At 71.8% G+C, this 20,326-nt stretch carries 26 protein-coding genes; 6 read left to right on the top strand and 20 right to left on the bottom strand.

Annotated features, from left to right (window positions below; translation table 11 throughout):
- Nucleotides 1–18 precede the first annotated feature (18 nt).
- The 6 genes from ABZS58_RS19000 to ABZS58_RS19025 all read right to left on the bottom strand — a co-directional run bounded on the left by ABZS58_RS19000 (nt 19) and on the right by ABZS58_RS19025 (nt 4,899).
- Nucleotides 19–204 carry a DUF664 domain-containing protein gene (locus tag ABZS58_RS19000; RefSeq protein WP_354783329.1) on the bottom strand — a complete coding sequence of 62 codons (186 nt, stop codon included), beginning with the start codon at nt 202–204 and terminating at the stop codon, nt 19–21.
- Nucleotides 205–222: 18 nt separating this feature from the next.
- On the bottom strand, nt 223–2,700 hold the full coding sequence (locus ABZS58_RS19005; RefSeq protein WP_354783089.1) for an FtsX-like permease family protein: 2,478 nt from the start codon (nt 2,698–2,700) through the stop codon (nt 223–225).
- On the bottom strand, nt 2,697–3,428 hold the full coding sequence (locus tag ABZS58_RS19010) for an ABC transporter ATP-binding protein (RefSeq protein WP_354783091.1): 732 nt from the start codon (nt 3,426–3,428) through the stop codon (nt 2,697–2,699). Before ABZS58_RS19010 ends, ABZS58_RS19005 begins: the two co-directional genes overlap by 4 nt.
- A complete protein-coding gene (locus ABZS58_RS19015; protein ID WP_354783093.1) occupies nt 3,425–4,000 on the bottom strand; it encodes a PadR family transcriptional regulator in 576 nt (191 codons plus the stop codon). The genes ABZS58_RS19010 and ABZS58_RS19015 overlap by 4 nt, the downstream gene beginning before the upstream one ends.
- 84 nt (nt 4,001–4,084) lie before the next feature.
- Nucleotides 4,085–4,255, bottom strand: a complete 171-nt coding sequence (locus tag ABZS58_RS19020) for a hypothetical protein (RefSeq protein ID WP_354783095.1) — start codon at nt 4,253–4,255, stop codon at nt 4,085–4,087.
- Nucleotides 4,256–4,266: 11 nt separating this feature from the next.
- The gene (locus ABZS58_RS19025) at nt 4,267–4,899 is read right to left on the bottom strand and encodes a hypothetical protein (protein ID WP_354783096.1); all 633 of its coding nucleotides are present in this window, start codon (nt 4,897–4,899) and stop codon (nt 4,267–4,269) included.
- Between the two features lie 121 nt (nt 4,900–5,020).
- On the opposite strand from ABZS58_RS19025, the gene ABZS58_RS19030 reads away from it, so the two are divergent.
- Nucleotides 5,021–5,611 (top strand): hypothetical protein, encoded by a 591-nt coding sequence (locus ABZS58_RS19030; RefSeq protein WP_354783098.1) that lies wholly within the window; start codon nt 5,021–5,023, stop codon nt 5,609–5,611.
- A gap of 270 nt (nt 5,612–5,881) precedes the next feature.
- Nucleotides 5,882–6,616, top strand: a complete 735-nt coding sequence (locus ABZS58_RS19035; RefSeq protein ID WP_354783100.1) for a maleylpyruvate isomerase family mycothiol-dependent enzyme — start codon at nt 5,882–5,884, stop codon at nt 6,614–6,616.
- A gap of 256 nt (nt 6,617–6,872) precedes the next feature.
- Here ABZS58_RS19035 and ABZS58_RS19040 read toward each other — a convergent pair whose 3' ends face one another.
- From ABZS58_RS19040 to ABZS58_RS19060, 5 genes are read right to left on the bottom strand one after another with little or no spacing between them, the layout of a single operon-like run.
- Nucleotides 6,873–7,130, bottom strand: a complete 258-nt coding sequence (locus tag ABZS58_RS19040) for a hypothetical protein (protein ID WP_354783102.1) — start codon at nt 7,128–7,130, stop codon at nt 6,873–6,875.
- Nucleotides 7,127–8,413, bottom strand: a complete 1,287-nt coding sequence (locus ABZS58_RS19045) for an RNA polymerase sigma factor (protein ID WP_354783104.1) — start codon at nt 8,411–8,413, stop codon at nt 7,127–7,129. Before ABZS58_RS19045 ends, ABZS58_RS19040 begins: the two co-directional genes overlap by 4 nt.
- Nucleotides 8,414–8,426: 13 nt before the next feature.
- Entirely contained in the window at nt 8,427–8,852 is a 426-nt protein-coding gene (locus tag ABZS58_RS19050) for a YciI family protein (RefSeq protein ID WP_354783106.1), read from the bottom strand.
- A gap of 28 nt (nt 8,853–8,880) precedes the next feature.
- Nucleotides 8,881–9,237 (bottom strand): DUF1801 domain-containing protein, encoded by a 357-nt coding sequence (locus ABZS58_RS19055; protein ID WP_354783108.1) that lies wholly within the window; start codon nt 9,235–9,237, stop codon nt 8,881–8,883.
- Nucleotides 9,238–9,251: 14 nt separating this feature from the next.
- Nucleotides 9,252–9,800 (bottom strand): dihydrofolate reductase family protein, encoded by a 549-nt coding sequence (locus ABZS58_RS19060; protein WP_354783110.1) that lies wholly within the window; start codon nt 9,798–9,800, stop codon nt 9,252–9,254.
- Nucleotides 9,801–9,973: 173 nt separating this feature from the next.
- On the opposite strand from ABZS58_RS19060, the gene ABZS58_RS19065 reads away from it, so the two are divergent.
- A complete protein-coding gene (locus tag ABZS58_RS19065) occupies nt 9,974–10,120 on the top strand; it encodes a hypothetical protein (RefSeq protein WP_354783112.1) in 147 nt (48 codons plus the stop codon).
- A 20-nt stretch (nt 10,121–10,140) separates the two neighbouring features.
- On the opposite strand, the gene ABZS58_RS19070 is transcribed toward ABZS58_RS19065, so the two are convergent.
- On the bottom strand, nt 10,141–10,443 hold the full coding sequence (locus tag ABZS58_RS19070; RefSeq protein WP_354783114.1) for a hypothetical protein: 303 nt from the start codon (nt 10,441–10,443) through the stop codon (nt 10,141–10,143).
- Nucleotides 10,444–10,462: 19 nt separating this feature from the next.
- On the opposite strand from ABZS58_RS19070, the gene ABZS58_RS19075 reads away from it, so the two are divergent.
- The 3 genes from ABZS58_RS19075 (at nt 10,463) to ABZS58_RS19085 (ending at nt 13,246) form a co-directional block, all read left to right on the top strand.
- Nucleotides 10,463–11,242 carry a class I SAM-dependent methyltransferase gene (locus tag ABZS58_RS19075; RefSeq protein ID WP_354783116.1) on the top strand — a complete coding sequence of 260 codons (780 nt, stop codon included), beginning with the start codon at nt 10,463–10,465 and terminating at the stop codon, nt 11,240–11,242.
- Complete coding sequence (locus ABZS58_RS19080) at nt 11,235–12,692, top strand: ATP-binding protein (protein WP_354783118.1); 1,458 nt, start codon at nt 11,235–11,237, stop codon at nt 12,690–12,692. The genes ABZS58_RS19075 and ABZS58_RS19080 overlap by 8 nt, the downstream gene beginning before the upstream one ends.
- Before the next feature lie 152 nt (nt 12,693–12,844).
- Nucleotides 12,845–13,246: a hypothetical protein gene (locus tag ABZS58_RS19085; protein WP_354783120.1), complete on the top strand. Its 402-nt coding sequence runs from the start codon at nt 12,845–12,847 to the stop codon at nt 13,244–13,246.
- 5 nt (nt 13,247–13,251) lie between these two features.
- Here the strand turns inward: ABZS58_RS19085 and ABZS58_RS19090 are convergent, their stop codons facing one another.
- The 8 genes from ABZS58_RS19090 to ddaH form a co-directional block, all read right to left on the bottom strand.
- The gene (locus tag ABZS58_RS19090; RefSeq protein WP_354783122.1) at nt 13,252–13,809 is read right to left on the bottom strand and encodes a hypothetical protein; all 558 of its coding nucleotides are present in this window, start codon (nt 13,807–13,809) and stop codon (nt 13,252–13,254) included.
- The gene (locus ABZS58_RS19095; protein WP_354783124.1) at nt 13,802–14,443 is read right to left on the bottom strand and encodes a hypothetical protein; all 642 of its coding nucleotides are present in this window, start codon (nt 14,441–14,443) and stop codon (nt 13,802–13,804) included. Before ABZS58_RS19095 ends, ABZS58_RS19090 begins: the two co-directional genes overlap by 8 nt.
- Entirely contained in the window at nt 14,440–15,792 is a 1,353-nt protein-coding gene (locus tag ABZS58_RS19100; RefSeq protein ID WP_354783126.1) for a cation:proton antiporter, read from the bottom strand. Before ABZS58_RS19100 ends, ABZS58_RS19095 begins: the two co-directional genes overlap by 4 nt.
- Nucleotides 15,789–17,042, bottom strand: a complete 1,254-nt coding sequence (locus ABZS58_RS19105) for an ATP-grasp domain-containing protein (protein ID WP_354783128.1) — start codon at nt 17,040–17,042, stop codon at nt 15,789–15,791. Before ABZS58_RS19105 ends, ABZS58_RS19100 begins: the two co-directional genes overlap by 4 nt.
- 14 nt (nt 17,043–17,056) lie before the next feature.
- Nucleotides 17,057–17,440: a nuclear transport factor 2 family protein gene (locus tag ABZS58_RS19110; protein WP_354783130.1), complete on the bottom strand. Its 384-nt coding sequence runs from the start codon at nt 17,438–17,440 to the stop codon at nt 17,057–17,059.
- A gap of 151 nt (nt 17,441–17,591) precedes the next feature.
- Complete coding sequence (gene gntD / locus ABZS58_RS19115) at nt 17,592–18,623, bottom strand: guanitoxin biosynthesis L-enduracididine beta-hydroxylase GntD (RefSeq protein ID WP_354783132.1); 1,032 nt, start codon at nt 18,621–18,623, stop codon at nt 17,592–17,594.
- Nucleotides 18,605–19,507, bottom strand: coding sequence for an MBL fold metallo-hydrolase (locus tag ABZS58_RS19120; protein ID WP_354783134.1), 903 nt, complete (start codon nt 19,505–19,507; stop codon nt 18,605–18,607). Before ABZS58_RS19120 ends, gntD begins: the two co-directional genes overlap by 19 nt.
- A complete protein-coding gene (ddaH, locus tag ABZS58_RS19125) occupies nt 19,504–20,313 on the bottom strand; it encodes a dimethylargininase (RefSeq protein WP_354783136.1) in 810 nt (269 codons plus the stop codon). Before ddaH ends, ABZS58_RS19120 begins: the two co-directional genes overlap by 4 nt.
- Nucleotides 20,314–20,326 lie beyond the last annotated feature (13 nt).

A 20,326-nucleotide genomic window follows, 5' to 3' on the forward strand; every position in this document is an offset into this window, starting at 1 on the left:
TATCTGGATAATAGGATATTACGCGCCGATCCCCGGCCCCCGCGCGACGAACTGCTCGCGGAGGATGTCGGCGTGGCCGGCGTGCCGGGCGAAGTCGTCGAAGAGCAGCAGGTAGATGAACCGGAGACTGACGCCGCCGCCGGGTGCGGCCTCGTGTCGTCGAGGCCGAACCCGGCGGCGATCGTGCGGGAGCAGGGCTGATATCGCCGCGGAGCCGGCACGTCAGTCGAGCGGCTGGCGGGCCAGGGCGGACACCTCCTTCCCGGCGAGGAGCCAGGCGCCCAGGTACGCGACCACCGGCAGGCCGACCAGGATCGCGGCGAGAGCGGCGGCCGGTGGGTGGCCGAGCCAGTGCGGAGCACGGAAGTGCCAGGCGAGCATGGCCAGGTACGAGCCACCGGTGCCGATCACCGCGCCCAGCGACGCCAGCGAACCGGCGGTGGCCGCGGTCAGCGAACGGCGGGTGCCGCGCCGCGCCCCGGCCGCGGTGAGGGTGCGCAGGTCGCGGGCGGTCTCGCTGCGGATCAGGCCGACGGTCATGGCGAGCACGCCCAGCGCGACGGCGATGCCGACCCCGGTGGCGTACGCCGCGACGCGGGTGATGTCCGCGCCGGTCGGACGGGTCTCCACCTCGAGGCCGGCGGCGAGTGCCGCCGCTCCGGCGCGGTCGATCCGGGACTGGGTCATCGGCCGTGGCACCTTGAGCAGCCAGCCGCCGGGGATCGCGGTGAAGCCCAGGGTCTGCAATGCGTGAGGGGTGATGAGGGCACCGGGCAGGGACGGGAAGGTGGGCAGGTCCACGTGCTGGACCTTCGGGCGCCAGGTCAGGTTCCTGGATGTGAAAAGGTCGTACCCGTCGTAGTCGGCGCGGCGGGTGAGGATGTCGGTGTCCGGGGCGATGCCCGCCGGGTCGATCCCGTAGTGGGCGAGCAGTTCCGGGGTCGCGACGAACAGCGTGTCGGAATCGTCGCCGCGGTATTCGGTCATCGTGCGCCCGTCGACCGTGCTGGTGTGCGGCGGACCCATCTGGGACACCAGGCGGCCCTGCTCCCTGCCGCGCTCGGTGGGGGAGTCCGGGTCCAGGGCGACCTGCAGCGGGAGCACGGACGTGGCGTTCAGCCCGGCGGCGATCGCGTCGACCTGCCGGCGGGTGGTGACCGCCTGGTCGGCGGTGAGCTCCGGCACCGGCCCCTTGACCCCGGCCTTGCCGAGCCACACGATCAGCTGATCGGCGGGCAGGTTGCCGCCGGCGGGCGCGGCCGCCTTGGCGACGCTGACGGACGCGCCGAGCGCGATGGCGGCGGCGATGCCGACGGCGAGGGTGATCGCGGCCAGCGCCGCGCTGGAGCGGGCCCGGAAGCGGGCCAGGTCCCGCAGCGCGAGCCGTGGCGCGAGCGGGGCGGACCGCGCCACCCGGCCCGCGGCGGCGATGCCGACCGGGGCGAGCAAAAGCAGCCCGAGCGCGGTGCCGAGGACGCCGCCGATGATGTACGGCGGCTTCGTCTGGTGCGACACGGCGAGCGCGCCGAGCCCGGCGGCGAGCAGCACCGCCCCGGGCACGGCGAAGCGGTGCGAGGGCCGGGGCGGCACGGGCCGCGCGGACAGGGCGGCGACGACCGGGACCTTCGCGGCGGCGCGGGCCGGCCACCACGCCGCGCAGACCGCGGTGAGGAACGCCAGCAGTACCGCGGCCGCCAGCGACGACCAGGGCAGGTCGAACCGGTCGATGCGGTGCCCGAGCAGCGGCTCCAGCCGGGGGCTGGCCGCGAGCCAGGCGGCGAGCCCGGCGGCGGCACCGCCGAGCGCGCCGACACCGCCGATGACCGCGCCGTTGGCGACGAGGACGAGCCGGATGTGCCGGTGACTGGCACCGATGGCGCCGAGCATGCCGAGCGACCGCATGCGCCGCTGCGCCATGACGGTGAACCCGGCGACGGCGAGCAGCCCGACGAACAGCAGGCCGACCGTGGTCAGCATGAGCACGAGGACGCTGCCCGGGTCCTGTCCCGCGTCCCGGAGGTCGACCGACATCCCGGACGGCCTGGCCCGCGCGGCGAACTCGGCCCGGGTCGCCTGGATCAGCACGACTGTCTGGTCGGCCGTCGTGAGCTGCCCGGGGGCGACGAGCGCGAAGCGTTCCCGCAGGTCCAGCGGGTTCTCGACCAGGCCGACCACCGTGCGCCCCGGCCCGGCCGCGTCCCAGGTGCCGCCGATGCGCAGACCGAACAGCTTCGCGAGCGGCTCGGTGACCGCGACCTCCCCGGGGCCCTGCGGGTAGCGACCGCTGACCAGTCGCAGCATGGTCCGCCCGTACGGGCCGCGCGGATCCTGCGCACGCAGGTCCACCGAGTTCGCCGAGCCGGGCACGGGGATCTTCTGGTGGTCGATCGCCTCGACCGTGCCGAAGGAGGTCCGCAGCGTGGCCACGTCGGCGTCGGCGGCCCCGCCGGCGGTGCCCAGGGACGCCCGGAGCGTCGCCGTGCCGAACGTCGCGGCCTGCGGGTCCGCCGCCGCACCGGCGAGGCCGAGCCCGACGGTTGTCGCCGCGACGGCCGTCGTCAGCAGCACCAGGACGAGGGACTGCTGGCGCCACTCCCGGCGGAACAGCCGCCACGCCCAGCGCACGACGGCCCTGCGTGCCGGCATCCCGCCGTGGCCACCGCCCAGCACGAGCGGCCTGTCGTCAACAGCGACGCTCACCGCGTCGGCCCCCCGGTCTCGCTGAGCAGCGACTCGGGTCCGGGCCGCGGCGCAGTACGGTCGACGATGCGCCCGTCGCGGATGAACACGACCCGGTCGGCCCACGAGGCGAGCTGCGCGTCGTGCGTCACGACGACCGCGGCCAGGCCACGCTTGCAGGCGGCGAGCAGCATCCGCATGACGGCCTCGCCGTTCGCGGAGTCGAGGGCGCCGGTGGGCTCGTCGGCGAGCAGCAGCCGCCGGTCGCCGACGACCGCGCGGGCGATCGCGACCCGCTGCCGCTCGCCACCGGAGAGCTGGTCGGGGAAGCGCGACGCCCGGTCGGCGAGGCCGAGGTCCTCCAGCGCGCGCAGCCCGGCGCCGCGCGCCTTCCCGGCCTTGACCCCGTCGAGCTCCAGCGGCAGCGTGACGTTCTCCGCCGCGGTGAGGCCGGGCAGCAGGTTGAAGTCCTGGAACACGTAGCCGATGGCGCGGCGCCGCAGCCGGCTCCGGTCGTCGCGGGACATCGCGCTCAGCGGCTGCCCGGCGACGAGGACCTCGCCGCTGGTCGCCGTCTCGAGGGCGCCGGCGATGGTCAGCAGCGTGCTCTTGCCCGAGCCGCTGGGCCCCATCACGGCGACCATCTTGCCGGCCTCGACCTCCAGCTCCACCTCGCGCAGCGCGTGCACCTCGTCGGTGCCGTCGAGGTATGTCTTGGACACGGTCCGCAGCTCCAGCACCGGGCTCACCGCCGCACCCCCGCTCTCCTTCTGATCTGCGGCCCTTTTACTGGTCGCGGCGGCTCCGGCGCGGCCCGCTTCAGCCGCCCGTCGGCGGTGTCCAGCCACTGGACGACCGAGTCGAGCCGGTAGAGCTCGGCGTCCACCACGAGCGCCAGGCCGAGGTCGAGGTCGGCCTCCTCGTCCTTGAGCCGGGTCCACTGCTGCATCAGCTCGACCAGATACCGCCGGTGCGTCTGGATGACGTCGTGGACGTCGACGCCGGGCAGCCGGATCGCGACGAGGACCTTGATGACCAGCTCGTCGCGGGGCGGCGACTCCAGGTTGGGCGGGGTGCGCAGCCAGCCGGACAGCTCGTCGGCACCGTCGTCGGTGATCCGGAACCCGCGCTGCGGCCCGGGCTCGCCGTCGTCGTCCGACTCCACGAGACCGTCCCGCTCCAGCCGCTGCAGGGTGGTGTAGACCTGCCCGACGTTGAGCGGCCACACCTCACCGGTGCGCGCCTCGAACTCTTCCCGCAGCTGGAGCCCGTATTTGGGCCCCTCACTGAGCAACGCCAGCAACGCGTGCCGGATGCTCATCGCTTCGACTTCCTCGATATCATGACGGGTATAATACTCGGTATACTCCTCATGTCGAGGGGCCCTGTACAGCCACTGTCCGATTCAGCGAGGGCTGACGAACGGATCCGCGGTCAGCTCGGCGACCGGGCCCGCCGGGGCCGCCGGGACGCGCTCCGGGCGGGTCCAGAGCCAGAGCAGCGCGGCAAGGACGACCGCGAGCGCGACCAGCCCCGCGTGGACGGTCAGGATCGTCCACGCCCGCCGGCGCGTCATGGCCGGGCGGGTCATCGCACGCCGCCGAGCACGGCGCGGGCGACCGAGACGGCGGCGGCCGTCGCGAGGGCGTCGGTGGACGGCTCCGCGGTGTAGGAGACCGTCAGGACGGTGTCGCCGGCCAGGACGGTGGCGATGGCGAAACCCCGCGGGTCGCCGTCGCGGTCCGCTGACGGCTCGTCGGTGGTGACGTAGGCGTCGTCGCCGAGGCCGGGCACGTCGACGACGCGTTGCGGCTTCACGCCCCTGCCCTCGAGGCGGGTGCGTTTCAGGCCGGCGTACCAGTCCTGCGCGCGGTCCGCAGGGCTCTGCAGCGTTGCGCCGCCGTGGCGCTCGACCTCCAGCACGAGCGCGCCGTAGCCGGCCGACGGCTGCGGCCGGTCCGTCGACACCATGCAGCGGGCCAGATCGACGCGCGACGGCTCCCGCTGGGGCGCGCCAGGCGTCGGCACCAGCCGGCCCAGCAGTCCGGCGGGCACCAGGCCGCACAGGTCGCCCGGCGCTGCCCGTACACCGGAACGAGCGAACGTCGCAGCGACGACCCCGAGCAGCGGCACCAGCGCCAGGGCGAGCCCGGAGACGGCCGGCGCCCACCTGGCCAGCCGGACGAGCCCCGGCGCGGGGGCGGAAGCATCGACGGTCACCGCGGAAATCCTAGAGTCCCGACGTCCTCGCGCGCTGCCCGTCGCGGTCGTCGCCTGCTCCGCGGCTCTGTGATGACGCAGCGCACGGCCGGTTATGATCACGTTGGGTGGAGGAGGATGTATGGAGGTTCTCCTCCGTCGACTGTCGGATCGGCGCGGCGGTGCCGTCACCGCCCCTTCTGCGCTGCGGCTTCTGGCGGCCAAGCTGGGCTGGCATGCCGCCGACGTTTTCGCGCTGGCCGGTCAGGACCTGCCCGCTGATCTGACTCCTACGGATCCCAAGGCTGACCCGGGTCGAATCGCCTGGGACTACGTCAATGTGCCGTCCGCCCGGCCGATCCTGCTGGCCGCGGCCAGGGCCATGCCGCAGCAACCGCTGGTCGGACCGCTGCCGCCGCCGCTCCGGCCGTTTCCACGGGACAGCGCGGCCGGGATCATCGGCAGGCTGTTGCACAGCCGCAACTTCCACGGCACGTCCGCGGCTGAGCTGCTGGGCCACACCGGCGGTCCGTACCTGTCGAGGCCGACGATCAACCAGATCGCCCTTGGGGGCAAGGCGCTCGACCCGCAACTCGTCAGCGGGTTCGAGCGCTTCCTCGGTCTGCCCGCCGGTGACCTCGCGCTGCTGTGCGACGTCGACACTACCGGGTCCCCCCTGCGCCCAAGTACACCGAGGGTCTCGCCCAACTGGTGTGGGAGGGCCGTCGGCTGACCATCGAGCAGACCGACTCGCTTCTCGCGCTGGGCCATACTCTGCGGCACCGTTTCGCCGCTGAACTCGATGAGGACATCCGCTGCCGGTGCGGCCGGATCTCGTGATCCGATGCGCCGGAATGTGCCCTGGAATCGCCAGGGGTCGATCAGTGGAAGACGACGGGATGGCCTGACGCGCCGCTGATCCGGCAGGTCTCGTGCCGGGTGTACGGCTTGCCGGCGGGAAAATCGGTGTCCGGTCGGTGGAACACAGTGGTAGACAGCCGAGGTGGAGTTCCCCGAGGTGCTGCGGCTGATCGATGAACGGTCGACCGCGTTCCGCGCCGCCGTCGCGGCCGCGCCCGGCTTCGACGTCCAGGTGCCGACGTGCCCAGGGTGGACGCTGCTCGATCTGGCACGGCATGTGGGCGAGGGGCGCTTCGCGTGGGCGGCCACCGTCGCCGCCGGACCTGACGCCACAGGCAAGGCCACCGTGCAGGGTGCTCCCGTGGAGTGCGAGGCGTTGCCGGACTGGCTGGCCGATTCGACGCAAGCGCTCCTGGACGAGCTGCGGCAGGCCGGACCGGACAGGGCCTGCTGGACGTGGTGGGCGGCGTCGGAGTCGCCGCAGACGTGCGGTGCGGTCGCCCGGCACCAGCTCCAGGAGGTCGCGGTGCACACGTATGACGCGCAGCTCACCCTGGGCGCGCCGATGCCGCTGCCCGCCGCGGTGGCGCTCGACGGGGTCGACGAGTTCCTGGCCACCTGCTGCGCCGGGGCGTACCGCTGGCCGTACGAGCCCGCGGCCGTCGCCTACTGCACCACCGAGGGTGCGTCCTGGCAGCTGTCACTGGCCGCCGACGGGGTGCGGCTCGGTCCCCTCTCCGCGCCGGACGCCTCCCTGCACGGCACGGCCAGTGACCTGGTCCTGGCCCTGTACGGCCGCATACCGCTGGACGACCTGAAGCTCGACGGCGACCGCCGACATTTCGACCGGCTCGTGGAATGGGACCCGGATGACTGAGTGGCTGCAGTGCACGTGTTCGAACCGGGGCTCGTGGACCCCGCCGGCACCCGTCCCGGCAGGCCCGGCGGTCACCTGCCGCCCCTCGCCGACGGCGGCACGGCTGGCACGGCCCTCGGCCGGCCGCCACGGTCCCGCGCCCGTCCACCGCTGGGACCGGGCGGTGCACCGCGTCAACCGGGCATGGCTCGTGTCATGGGGCCGGACCAGGCGCCGTCCGGAGCGTCGCGGCCGCTGACCTCATGGACCGATGCGGTTATGTGCCCGTGGAACGCTTCGGCCGGATGGGGTCGGGGCCGAAGGCGTCGGCGTACCAGAAACTGCACGTCGCAGCCCTCGCCGAGTGCGGCAGCCACGCGATCGTCGGGGCGGTGCTCGGGCTCGTGCCGTACCCGGGGAACGCCCATGCCTCGTGGTCGGTGACGTCGAGTACGGCCGGGTCGGTGTCCTGGCTGAACCGGATGGTGTCGGCGGCCCCGTCGAGGAGATGCTGTCGGGCGCGTTTCCGGTTCACTCCGCTGGCGGCTCCTCGCTGGACTGGCCGCCGGCGTTGCGGGGGGCGAGCGCCTGCGCCATGCGGCTGAGAAGGAGCTGCCGTTCCTGTTTGGTCGGTGCGAGTTCGGCCGCGCGTTCCAGCTCGGCTGCGGCCTCGGCGTGGCGGCCGAGCCGGGTGAGGATGTCCCCGCGCACCGCGCCCAGCAGGTGGTAGCCGGCCATCCGGCGGTCGGCGAGCAGTGGTCGGGTCGTGGCGAGTGCGGCTTCGGGTCCGTCGACGTGGAGTACGGCGACCGCGCGGTTGAGCTCCACGACGGGTGACCGGGTGATCTGGGTGAGGGCGTCGTAGAGCGCGAGGATGGCGACCCAGTCGGTGACTGCGAACGTCGCCGCGCGGGCGTGGCAGGCGGAGATGGCGGCTTGAAGCGAAAACACGCCGAGGGGCCGGGCCAGGTCGAAAGCGCGGTCGAGCATGCTGAGGCCGTGCTCGATCAGCGTGCGGTCCCAGCGTCGGCGGTCCTGGTCCTCGAGCCGGGCCGGGATGCCGGCAGCGTCGACACGGGTCCGGAAGCGGGAGGCCTGCAGCTCCATGAGGGCGACCAGTCCGAACACTTCGGGCTCGGTCGGGGAGAGTCCTGCGAGGACCCGTCCCATCCGCATCGCCTCGACGGCGAGGTCGGCGCGGACGAGGTTCGTGCCTGAGGAGGCCGAATAGCCCTCGTTGAAGATCGCGTAGAGCACATCCAGCACCGCGCGCAGGCGTTCGGGGAGTTCCTCGGCTGACGGGGCCTCGATCGGCACCCGTGCCTCGGCCAGGGTCCGCTTGGCGCGTGAGATCCGCTGCCCGATCGTCGCAGTGGGCACGAGGAAAGCACGGGCGACCTCGTCGGTCGTCAGTCCGCCGAAGAGCCTCAGTGTGAGCGCGACCCGGGATTCGGGTGAGAGCAAGGGATGGCACGTGGTGAACACCATGGTGAGCAGGTCGTCCGGGATCGGATCGAGTGCCTCGTCCGCGACATCGGCCAGTTCGCCCCCGTGCCCGGCAACGAGGAGCGGCGCCTTCTTGCGGGCCGTCTCCTCGCGCCGGGCGCGGTCGATCGCCTTGTGCCAGGCGGTCTTCATCAGCCAGGCACCCGGCTTCGGCGGGATGCCGTCAGCCGGCCACTGCTCCAGTGCCGACACGAACGCCTCGGACGCAAGATCCTCGGCGATGTCGAGGCTCCCGATCCGGCGGGCGAGTGTCGCGATCAACTGGGGCGCCTCGATCCGCCACAGCGCCTCGACCGACTTGCGCAGGTCCATGGCCGGGTCCGGTTCAGTCCGAGGTCGGGTCGAGCAACTGCTCGCTCTTGGCGAGCGCGTCAGCGTCGACAGTCTGGGCGAAGTCGGCCATGTCGAACAACGGCCGGATCTCCAGGATCTGCGAGTCGCCGTAGGACGGGTCGAACGGACACCTCTTCGCCCACTCGATCGCCTCGGCCAGCGAGCTGACCTCCCAGATCCAGTAGCCCGCGATCACCTCTTTGGACTCGGTGAACGGGCCGTCGACCACTGTCGTGCCCGCTGTCGAGAACGCGACCTTCGCCCCGGCGGCGCTGGACTGGAGTCCCTCGCCGCCGAGCATGATGCCGGCGTTGACGAGTTGCTCGTTGAAGACCCGCATCTTCTCGAACATCTCGGTCGTCGGCTCACCGTTGCCCTCGTCGGCGGCATCGCCCTTGGTCATCACCATCACACGCATGAGAAAGATCCTCTCGGTTGATCTGGTCTCAGTCCAGGCCGGTGGTCCGGCGCAGCAGGCCGGCGATGAAGTCGGTGTCGACCGTGTCGCCCTCGGCGAGGTCGACGACCTTGCGGTCGCCGTTGCCCATCGACCGCAGCACGCCCGGCACGGGGTCGACCTCACCAGCGCCGAACACCATGAACGAGACCTTGGCGGCGGCCACGTGCAGCACTGCGGTGTTCTGGCCGGCGAGGTTGAAGTGCGGCTTGCCGTACTGGATGACCTCCTCGACGCCGGGGACGGTGTCGAGAACGGTCTGGCGCAGCGTTGCGCACAGGTCCTGCTGCCACGGCTTGGTCTTGGCGAGGTAACCGGTGACGTCCTGGCTCATGTCGTCGCTCATCTCGGTGCTCCTGTTCAGGCGGTGGTGACGTGGTAGGTCGATACGACCACCCCGGACTCGAAGGTGGTGGTGTCGAAGTGCTGGAGGCCGGTTCGGCTCTCGGCGCGGAACAGCGGCTCGCCACTGCCCTTGAGGACCGGGTAGGTCCAGATCTTGTACTCGTCGAGGAGGCCGGCCGTCGCGAGTGCATCGGTCAACCGGCCGTTGCCCCAGATCAGGATGTCGGTGCCATCGTTCTCCTTGAGTGCCTTGACAGCGGTCAGCAGCTCGGCGCCGGCGATGACGGTCGTCGGGTTCCAGGCGCTGGTGTCGACCGGCTGGGCAGCGGCGACGTACTTGTGCATGGCGTTGACGTGGTCGGCGTACGGGTTGCCACCCATGTTGGGCCACGCCTGCGCCATGCCCTCGTAGGTGCCGCGGCCCAGGATCAGCGCATCGGCGCTGAGCGTCAGGTCCAGGGCGTACCGCATGGCCGCCGGGTCGTTGTATGCCAGCGACCACTCGTGGGGGTTGTCGATGAAGCCGTCGACAGTGGTGTAGGTCGAAGCGATGATGCGTCGCATCGGGTCTCCCCTGGTGGTGGGCCGGCTTTTCCGGCCCGCACCCGTCCTTCGCGCGACAGCGCGCCGTTTCGACATCAGAGCCAAAGAATCTTTCATCCTTCGCGTCGTCCGACACGGCCCTCGATTTCTCGCTGCTCGGTGTCGCGATCGCGGCCGGGACTGCGCTCCTCCGCATGACCGCCGACCTCGCCTCGCCCCTCGCCGCGGGCATGATGACCGCCGCCTTGCAGATGGCTCTGCGTGATCGCGAGTTCGCCGAACTCATCACCGCGGCGACGAACAGACGGGCAGTACGAGCACCACCAACCCCAGCACCCTGACCTGCAACTTCAGGATGGAACTACGAGGAGGCATCGTCGACGAACCCGTCCGCGTCCTTGAGGTTGCCGTCGACGACCGGTGTCACCGGCTGGCCCTCGGCGTCAAGGGCGTAGGCGCGGCGCAGGTAGTGCAGGCACGAGTACGGGAAGCTGCTCACATACCGCCGGGCCTGACCCGACGGTGGCGGCCCGGCCGGCGGTGTCCACCGGTGTCCCGAAGCCGCGAGCGCGGCGGCGAGCCCGGCGAACTGCCGCCGGTAGTGCTCCTCGCCCTCCGCGTCGTAGCCGACACACGGGTTCCCGACGCTCACCGCAAGCCCCATGACCGGCAATACTAGGCGCGTGAGAGCGTTGCGGTTCGGAGCGGTGGCGGAGGCATACGAGCGGTTCCGTCCGGGCTACCCCGGCGAGATCGTCGACCTGGTGACGTCGTACGCCGGCGAACCACCGCGGACCGTCCTGGAGATCGGCGCCGGGACGGGCAAGGCGACCCGCCTCTTCGCCCGGCCCGGCGTGCGGGTGACGGCCACCGACCCTGACCCTGCCATGCTCGCGGAGCTGAGCCGTCATGTGCCTGCGGACGTCAGGACGATGCAGGTGGCCTTCGAGGACGTACCCCTGAGTGAACGCCACGACCTGGTGTTCGCCGCGGCGGCCCTGCACTGGACGGCGCCCGAGGGCCGGTGGACCCGCATGGCGGGCCTGTTGCGGCCGGGCGGCGTGTTCGCGTCGATCGGCGGCCCGGTCCAGCTGGCCGACCCGGCCGTGGTCGCCGCGGTACAAGCGGCCAGATCCCCTTTCCTGGACACCGACGACATCCCGTCCCCGGACGGCACCCCACCCGAGGATCCCCTGCAGTGGCCGGGCAAGGAGATGCAACGGTCCGGATGGTTCCACGACGTCCGGCAGACCGTGATCGAGCGCCGCATGACGATGACCGCCGACGAGTTCGTCGGCTATCTTTCCACCGTCTCGGCGTACCTCGAGCTCCTGGCCTCGCAGCAGGAACAGGTCTTCGACCGCATCCTGCGCGCCTTGCCTCCGGTGGTCGAGATCACCGGCGACCTGATCGTCCAAATGGGCCGCCGTGCGGCAACCCGATCGGGAGGCTGCGATGGATGAGCGCACCGGGGACTTCGTCACGGCATTCAAGGCGTTCCTGGAAGAGGTCGTCAGCGAGCACCGCGCCAGGCAGGACGCCGAGGGGCAGCTCGTCCCCGTACTGAAGCAGCATCTCGGCGCCGATCCGCGGCAGCTGCCCGTCGTCACCGAGGACCTGCCGCCGCACCAGTTCGTCGACCTCGACATCGCCCTGGAGGAGATCCAGCGCCGGGCCGAGCGGCACGAGCTCGTCGGGGTCGGTGGCGGGGATCAGCGGCGGCACCAGTCGCTGAGCGAGATCCTGCAGAACGCGGGTCGCCACGGGCAGTTCGGGACCGCCGCCGTCGACTACGCCAGCATCGCCACCGGCCCCGACACGTCGCGGCAGGCGGTGTCGTTCGGGTTGCGGCTGTTCACGTACGACGGTGCGCCCGTCGCCGTCCTGCAGCGCTCGCCGGACGCGCGCTACGGCCAGCCCACGGCGCGGATGGAGGTGCTCACGCCGGTCGCGGGCGCCGCCGCGGCCCTGATCGGCGAGGTCGGGACGCTGATGCTGGAGCGTTCCGTGCTGCGCGGGCAGGTGCTGACGCTGGGCGGCTCGGCGTACGAACGCGGCCTCGGCGAGATCACCTTCCACCGCCGCCCGTCGGTGCGCGAGGACGACATCATCCTGCCGTCGGGCGTGCTCGAACGGGTCCACCGGCACGTCGCCGGCATCGCCGAGCACCGCGACAGGCTGCGCGCGGCCGGTCAGCACCTCAAGCGCGGCCTGCTGCTGTACGGTCCGCCCGGCACGGGCAAGACGCACACGGTCCGGTACCTGCTGTCGGCGCTGCCGGACGTCACCGTCGTCCTGCTGGCCGGCCCGGCGATCGCGTTCGTTGCCGAGGCGGCCAGGATGGCGCGGGCGCTGCAACCGGCGCTCGTCGTCCTCGAGGACTGCGACCTGGTCGCCGAGAGCCGCGAGCTCCACCACGGCCCGCAGCCGCTGCTGTTCAGCGTCCTGGAGACCCTCGACGGCCTCGGCGACGACGCCGACGTCGCGTTTCTGCTCACGACCAACCGGATCGGCGTGCTGGAGCCCGCCCTCGCCCAGCGCCCGGGCCGCGTCGACCTCGCCGTCGAGATCCCGCTGCCCGACGAGGCGTCCCGTCGTCGGCTGCTGCGGCTGTACGCCCGCGACCTGCCCTTCACACCGGCCGTGCTGGACCGCGCCGCCGGGCGGGCGACGGGCATCACCGCGTCGTTCGTCAAGGAACTCCTGCGCCGTGCGGTCCTCATCGCCGCCGAAGCCGGCACCACCCCCGCCGACGCCCACCTCACTGCGGCCCTGGACGAGATGCTCTCCCAGTCCGAGGCCATCACCCGCTCCCTGCTCGGCACCACAGGGCGAAAAGCCGACAAGGTCGTCGAGGAGGTCCTCGCGGTGGTGCCTGACGGCGTGGCTGGAGCGGACCGGCGCCTCGGGTGAACGAGGGGCCCGAGGTCCACCGCGCGGCTAGTTATCCGCAAAAGCGACATGTCGGACTGTGACGGCGTGGTGCCCTTGAGTGACGGAGGCGTCGACGGCGACGCCGGACACGGGGGGTCATCATGGGACGAAACATTGCACGGAAGAGCATCGTGACGTTCGTAGCGGTCTGCGGGATCGCGGCGCTCGCACCGGCCGCACCCGCGGCCGCGAGTCCGATTCCGTTCAGCTCGGCTACGAAGATCGTGCTGGACCGGTCGGGTGGGTTCGCGGGAGAGAAGACGGCGTTCGTCGTCGACCGGACGACCGTCGGCGGGGCGAAGGCGCTGCGGATGGCCGGCAGCGTCAAGTTCCGGTGGCTGCGCAGCTCGTACCAGCCGAGGAACCCCTGCTGCGACCGCTACGAATACAAGGTCACCGTCTCCTACCGCGGCGGCTACCGCAAGACGGTGCGGACCGTCCAGGGCACCGACGCGCCGCGGGTGCTGCTGGACGTCATCAGCGAGGGCGAGCGCGTCGGCGTCCGCCCGTTCGGCCCGGCGCCCGCCGCGTAACGGCGCTAAGCGCGCCCGAGGGCATGATCGGCGAGGATCCGGTTGTGCCCCCGGGCGAACAGGGTCCGGCCGGAGCCCATCACCCGCGAAGCGAGCGCCGCCGCCGCCTCGGCCACCACAGGGTTGCCCAGCACGGCGGCGATCTCGTCGTACGGCCCGCGGACCATCATCTGGTCCTCGCCGGCGCCGTAGTACGTGGAGTCCTCGAAGTGCAGGTGCCGGTATTTGCGGGCGGCCTTCGCGCGACCGCCGAACCCGGACTCCAGGGCCGACCGTTCGACGATCATCAGCGCGTCGACCGGCGACCCCGGAGTCTTCGGGATGACCTGGTAGATGACCACGATGTCGGTGGCCCGCATGGTGAGCGCCGACAGCCGGCCCGGCGTGGTGCCGGGCAGGCAGGACAGCGCCCAGTACTCGCCCTCGGTGGCCGCCGCGTCGGGCATGGCGGCCGCGACGTAGGCGGCCGCGACCGTGACGACGGGCTCGAAGAACTCGCCGCGCGCCAGGCGGTCGTACTTGCGCTGCATCGTCATGGCGGGGTCGCGCAGGGTCCTAGACATGTTCATGCCCCAGGGTGATGAAGACGTACGTGTACTCGTCGAGGATCTTGGCGAGGGAGATCCCGGGCCGGCCGAGGAACGCCGGAAGCTCGGGCTCCGAAACCCCCGCCGAAGCGATCACCGCCGTGGCCCAGGCACGCCCGAGCGTCAGGTGCCGGGTGAAGGCGGCCCCGTCCCGGGCACCGTGCAGGGAGACCGCGATCGCGGCGTCCCACGGCATCACGGTGTCCGGGCGCAGCGCGTACAGCGCCTTCGCCGCCGCCGTCGGCCCCAGCGTGCGGGTGGGACCGGCCGGCGACGTGGCGAGGGCGGCGTACGCGTTGCCGAGCGCGACGAGTTCGTCGTCGCTCAGCAGGCGCAAAGGCGCGCGAGGCAGGGTCGCGCCGTGCATCGACCACCAGTCGGCCGTCGCGGTGTCGAACACGTCCGGCTCGCCCTCGCGGGGATACCGGATGCGGCACCCCCACGAGTTGAGCCAGCGGTGCAGGAGCCGGCGGTGCTCGGCCCGGTCGAGGTCCGGACCCGGCACCGTCGCAGCGACGAACTCGTGCCAGGTCCGGTCCACGTTCGCGTAGCCGTTGAAGACCTTGACGGAGTGCGCGAGGCGCTCCAAGGTCGGAGCCACCAGGGTCACGCGGCAGATCCTACCGGCACCTTGGCCGCGGGCTCGTCACCGTCGAGGCCGAGTCGCTCCGAGCGGTCCTGCTCTTCCTGGGTCGTCGCGATGCGACCCAAGGTGTACCGCAGCATCGGCGGCGCCATCACCGAGGTGGCGAGGGCTACCAGGACGATGATGGTGTAGCCGGTGGTGTCCACGACGCCGACCCGCAGGCCGACCGAGGCGACCACGATCTGCACGACGCCCCGCGCGTTGAGCCCGGCGCCGAGACTCAGGGCGTGCCACCGGTCCAGGCCGATCATGCTCGCACCGGCGTAGGCGCCGCCGAACTTGCCGGCGACGGCGACGGCGAGGACCACGACCGCGGACAGGGCCACGACCGGGTTGCCCAGCAGGGTCAGGTCCATCCGCAGGCCGGCGGTGGCGAAGAAGATCGGGGCGAAGACGCCGAGGACGACGGTGCGCAGCGACGCGAGCCGGGCCGGTTCGACGAGCCTGGTGGAGCTGATCGCGATCCCGCACAGGAACGCGCCGAGCACCGCCTCCATCTTCAGCGCCTGCGTGCCGGCCGAGGCCAGCAGGATCAGCACGGCGATGACCCCGACCGTGGCCGCCTGGTCCTTGGCGCGGTCGGTGGCCCGCAGGATCACGCGGAGCAGGGGCCGCAGCACGACGACGGTGAAGAGCAGGATGCCGGCCAGGGTGAGCACGCTGAGCGTGACCGCGCCGGTGGTGACGCCGACGGTGGCCATGGTGGTGACGACCGCGAGCAGCAGCCAGCCGACCGCGTCGTCGACGCCGGCCGCGATCAGGATCAGTTGCCCCAGATCGCGGTGCAGAATGCGGAGGTCGGTGAGGATCTTCGCGATGACCGGGATCGCGCTGACGCACAGGGCGACGCCGATGAAGCCGGCGAACACGGCGCGGTCGCCGCCGGCGGGCATGATCACGGCCGGGAGCAGCAGGCCGCAGGCGATGCCGAGGCCGAGCGGGATGACCAGGCTCGTCAGGCTCACGACGCCGGCCCGCGGCCCCTGCCGGCGCAGCAGACCCACGTCGAGGCACATGCCGGCCACGCCGACGAGCAGCAGCATGCCGACCTGGCCGACCGCGTCGAGCATGTTGAACTGGCCGGCCTTGTGCGGGAACAGCCACTCCGCGACCCCGGGGGAGAGGTGGCCGAGGATCGACGGGCCGAGCACCACGCCGGCGAAGAGCTCGCCGACGATGGCGGCCATGCCCAGCTTGGTGGACAGCCTGCCGAGCAGGGTCGCGGTCAGCAGCAGGACGCCGATCTGGGTCAGGAACACCAGCAGGGTCGCGGCCGCGACCGGCGGCATGGGTGTGGATGCGAGGACGGTCACTGGAAGGCCTCCACATCCACCTCGACGAGCGCGGCGGCGGCATCGAGCGCGGCGTCGCACGCCGAAGGCGAGTCCGCGCGGCAGATGACATAGGCGAACCGGGCGATGTAGTCGTGCGGCGGCAGACGGAGCACGGCGCCGGGCTCGACCATCGCGGCGGCCTCCACGAGGCCGGGCACGTCGCCCGGGGCGGGCAGGCGGATGTCGAGGATCCGCCCGTCGACGGGCGGGTTGAGGAAGCGGATGCCGACGGTGCCGGTGGTGTGCGTGCGGGTGAGGTCCGGGCCGAGACCCCTCGCGAGGTCGACGGCCACGAACGCGGGGTCGATCCCGGTCGCGAGTCTGCCGATGTACGGGATGAGGTCGCCGCCGAGCCGTGCGTTGATCTCGATGATCGCCGGGCCGCGGGCGGTGAGCCGGATCTCGGTGTGGGTGATGCCGTCGCGGACCCCGACCGCGCGGTGCGCCTCGGTCAGCACCCGCAGGATCTCGGGGTCGCGCAGCAGCGGGTCGTCGACGCTGACGGTGTGGCCGACCTCCTCGAAGTACGGCGGTGCGCCGATGCGCTTGCGGGCCAGGAAGAACGGCTGGTATTCGCCGCGGTGCAGCGCGCCGTCGATGCTGATCTCGGGGCCTTCGAGGTACTCCTCGACGAGCACGCCGCCCTCGTAGGCGGGTGCGCCGGTGTGGCTGGCCGCCTCCGCGACGGTGAACGCGGCCTCGATCTCGGCGGCGTCGGCGGCGCGGACGACGCCGATGCTGGCGCCGCAGCCGCGGGGCTTCACCACGACCGGGTAGCCGAACTCGGCCGCGACCGTGACCGCCTCGGACAGGTCGGTGACGTAGGCGAACCGCGGCTGGGGGAGCCCGGCGGCGGTCAGCGCCAGGCGGTTGCGGTGCTTGTTGCGGCAGTTCTCGACGCCGTCGACGGACAGGCCGGGCAGGCCGAGCGCCTCGGCGATGTACGCGGCGGTGACCACGAGGGTCTCGTCGTAGGTGAACACGCCCGTGACGGGGTGGTCGGCGGCGATCTCCTGGGCGGTCTTCACCAGCAGTTCCCGGTTGGGGATGAGGCGCTCCTGGTCGACGAGCGGGACGACGCTGGTGTGCCGCACGTACGGCCCCTGCCACGTGTTCGGCGCGCCGTCGAGCAGCCAGAGGTCCGCCCGCCTGCTGGCGGAGTCGAGGAGGTATTCACGGTAGGTCTGTCTGGCGCTGCCGACGACGAGGACGACACCTTCACGGTCCATGGCCACGAACCCTTTCAGTTGGGGGCGACGTAGTAGTAGCGGCGGTAACCGAGCAGCAGCCCGAAGTCGGACAGCGTGAACACGTCGACGAACTCGACGTCGACGGGCGGGCGGACGAACCGCCCGGTCACGACGATGCTGTCGCCGTCGGCGATGATCTGGTCGAGCAGATGCTTGCCGGGTGGCCCGGTGACCTCGGCGTGCAGGCGTTGCACCTGCACGCGGCCCTGGCTGTGGCCGGCGTCCGGCCGTCGCACCTCGACGTTGTCGTCGAGCAGCGAGCCGTAGGCGTCCATGTTCCCGGCGTCGAGGTAGTCGTAGGACAACCGGACATGGTCGACGCCGATCGAGGTGACGGCCGCGGCTCGTGGCGATCGCCTGCTGTCATAGCCGGCCATGTCAGGTCCTTCCGATCGGGGTGGGCCCAGCGCCCGGGGCCGGCAGAGCCGGTGCCCTGCACATTGCGGGACGCCGGCAACCGCGCGTTATCACCGCGGTATCACGCCGGATGGCGGGGGCGCGGTTCCCCGCCATCCGGCACGTCCGGGGTCAGAAGACGACGCGGGCGGTCGCGGAGGCCCTGGAGTCCCGCGACTTGCGGATGTCCCGCGTGATGTTGACGCGCCGCAGCCAGCGGTCCCGTCCGTCGAAGTTGGCCTTGAAGGGCTGGCGGCCGTGCACGGCGCGGTAGTTGTCGACGAACATGATGTCGCCGGGCTCGAGCACGACGCCCTGCAGGTGCTTGTCGACCTCGGCCATGAACACGTCCAGGGCCGCGACCGCGAGCGGATCGTCGATGTCCCGCTCGATCGCGTCTGAGTCGAGCCTGATGTACGGCGCCGCCGGGTCGCCGAAGAGCACCGCGGTCTTCTCCGGGTTGCGGCAGATCTCCTCGATCCGGGCGTAGCTGCGGGCGAGCGCGGCCTCGGTGCCCGGCTCGACCACCTGGTTCGGGTCGCGGTTGCTGGGCAGGTGCGCGTCGTCGGGCCGGAACACGAAGCGCTGCTCGAAGAGGACCTTCGAGACCTCCTCGGCGATCGGCACGTCGTCCATGCAGGCGAGCATCGTGGCGGTGCGGTCGGGGTTGCGCATGCACATCAGGCCGATGTAGTCGGCCCGGTACGGGTGGAACGCGTCCTCGGTGTGCCACAGCAGTTCGGTGGTGCTGCCGGAATTGATCTGCCGGTCCTCGTCGCCCTTGATCGGCACGACCTCGTTGACCAGCCGGCCGCCCTGCTGGCTGGACCAGCAGAACACGTCGCCGAGCAGCGTCGCGCACAGGATGAAGAAGAACCCCTCGCGGACGGTGCTGCTGGTCCACAGGGTGTCGGCCCAGTGCTGCGGCGTGTCGCCGATCAGCTCGTCGTCGACCGGGAAGCCGCCGATCAGGCAGGCGCCCGCGGACTCCTGGTGGCGCATCTGCACGGTCATCGCCCGCAGACGTTCGGGCATCCGGGACGCGTAGAGATTCACGCGTCGCAGAAACGCCGCGTCGTTGGCGTCCGGGTAGGTGTCGATCAGCTCGGCGAGGAGCGCCTCGATCTGCGCGCACTCGGTCGAGCTCAGGCGGACTTCCAGCACGACTCTGCTCCATTCGTGTCGGTGACGGTGAACCCGCGCCCGTCGCGGGCGACCAGCACCGCGGTGGGCGACGGGAAGTGGGAACCGATCAGCAGGGTGCCGTCGTCGGCGCACCGGCCGAGCAGTTCCACGCGGGTCCGGCGGGCGAGCTCGGGGTCGAAGTCCGCGTGGACGTTCCACTCCGGGTGCGCGATCTGGCACGGATGGTGGATCGCGTCGCCGGAGATGATGGCGCGCTCGCCGGCTGACTCCACCGCCACGCTCACGTGGCCCGGCGTGTGCCCCGGCGTCGGCAGCAGCCGGATGCCGTCGTGCAGGCGGTGCTCGCCGGTGACGAGGTCGACGAGCCCGGCGTCGACGACCGGCCGCACCGAGTCGTCGAACCCGGCGCGGTCGTCGGCGGTCTCCCGGTCCGGCCGGGTCGCCCAGTATCGGAACTCGGTCTCGCTGATGACGTGCCGGGCGTTGGGGAACGTCGGGGTCCAGGCGTCGTCCAGCGCCACGGTGTTCCAGCCGACGTGGTCGAAGTGCAGGTGGGTGGAGACCACGACGTCGACGTCGGCGGGTTTGACCCCATGGGCGGCGAGCCGGTCCAGGAAGTCGGTGTCCAGCCCGCTCCATGCGGGCAGGCCCGGCCGGCTCTTGCCGTTGCCGACGCCGGTGTCCACGAGGACCACGGTGCCGCCGGCCTCGATCACGAACGCCTGCACGACGCTCTTCATCTCGCCGTCCCCGGTGACGAAGTCCGGTCGCAGCCACGGCACGCCCAGCAGGCGCTCCGGGGTGGCGTCCCGCATACCGGCCTGGATGACGCAACCGGCGACGATCTCCACGATCGGGGTGATGCGCGCGTCGCCGACCCGCCACCCGGCCGGCACGGTCATCGCCGCAGCTCCAAGGTGCAGCACTTGACGCTGCCGCCGGCCTTGAGCAGCTCGGACATGTCGGCGCCGATGGGCTCGAAGCCGCGCTCCCGCACCTGCGCGATCAGCCCGGTCGCGGCCTGCGGCAGCACGACGTGCCGGCCGTCGGAGACGGCGTTGAGCCCGAACACGGCCGCGTCGAGGTCGGAGGCGGTGATGGCGTCCGGGTACAGCTCCCGCAGCAGCCGCCGGCTGTCGGGGGAGAACGCCCGCGGGTAGTACATGACGGTCTCCGCGTCCAGGACGCACAGCGCGGTGTCCAGGTGGTAGTAGTGCGGGTCGACGAGGGTCAGCCCGGTCACCGGTACGCCGAAGAACTCCGCCGACTCGTCGTGCGCCCGGGAGTCGGTGCGGAACCCGGTGCCCGCGAGGATCCGGTCGGCGGCGACCAGGTAGTCGCCCTCGCCCTCGTTGGTCCAGCGTGACTGCCGCACGTCGGCGTAGCCGTGGTCGCGGAACCAGCCCAGGTAGGCGTCGGCCTCCGCAGTGCGCTGCGGGTGGCGGAACCGGGCGACGAGCGCCTTGCCGCCGACGACGGTCGCGCCGTTCGCGGCGAACACCATGTCGAGCAGGCCCTCCCGCGGCTCGAGCTGCTCGACCCGGTGGCCGAGTTCGAGGTACAGGTCGCGCAGCCACTCCCACTGGGCGACGGCGAGGTCGGTGTCGGTGGGCTTCTTCGGGTCCATCCAGGGGTTGATCGAGTACGAGACGTCGAAGTACGTCGGTCTGACCATGAGGTAGTGCCTGGGGGTTGCTGTACGGCGCATGCGGTCCTCCACA

Source organism: Dactylosporangium sp. NPDC005555 (genome assembly GCF_040605635.1).
In the GTDB taxonomy this organism is placed as follows: domain Bacteria; phylum Actinomycetota; class Actinomycetes; order Mycobacteriales; family Micromonosporaceae; genus Dactylosporangium.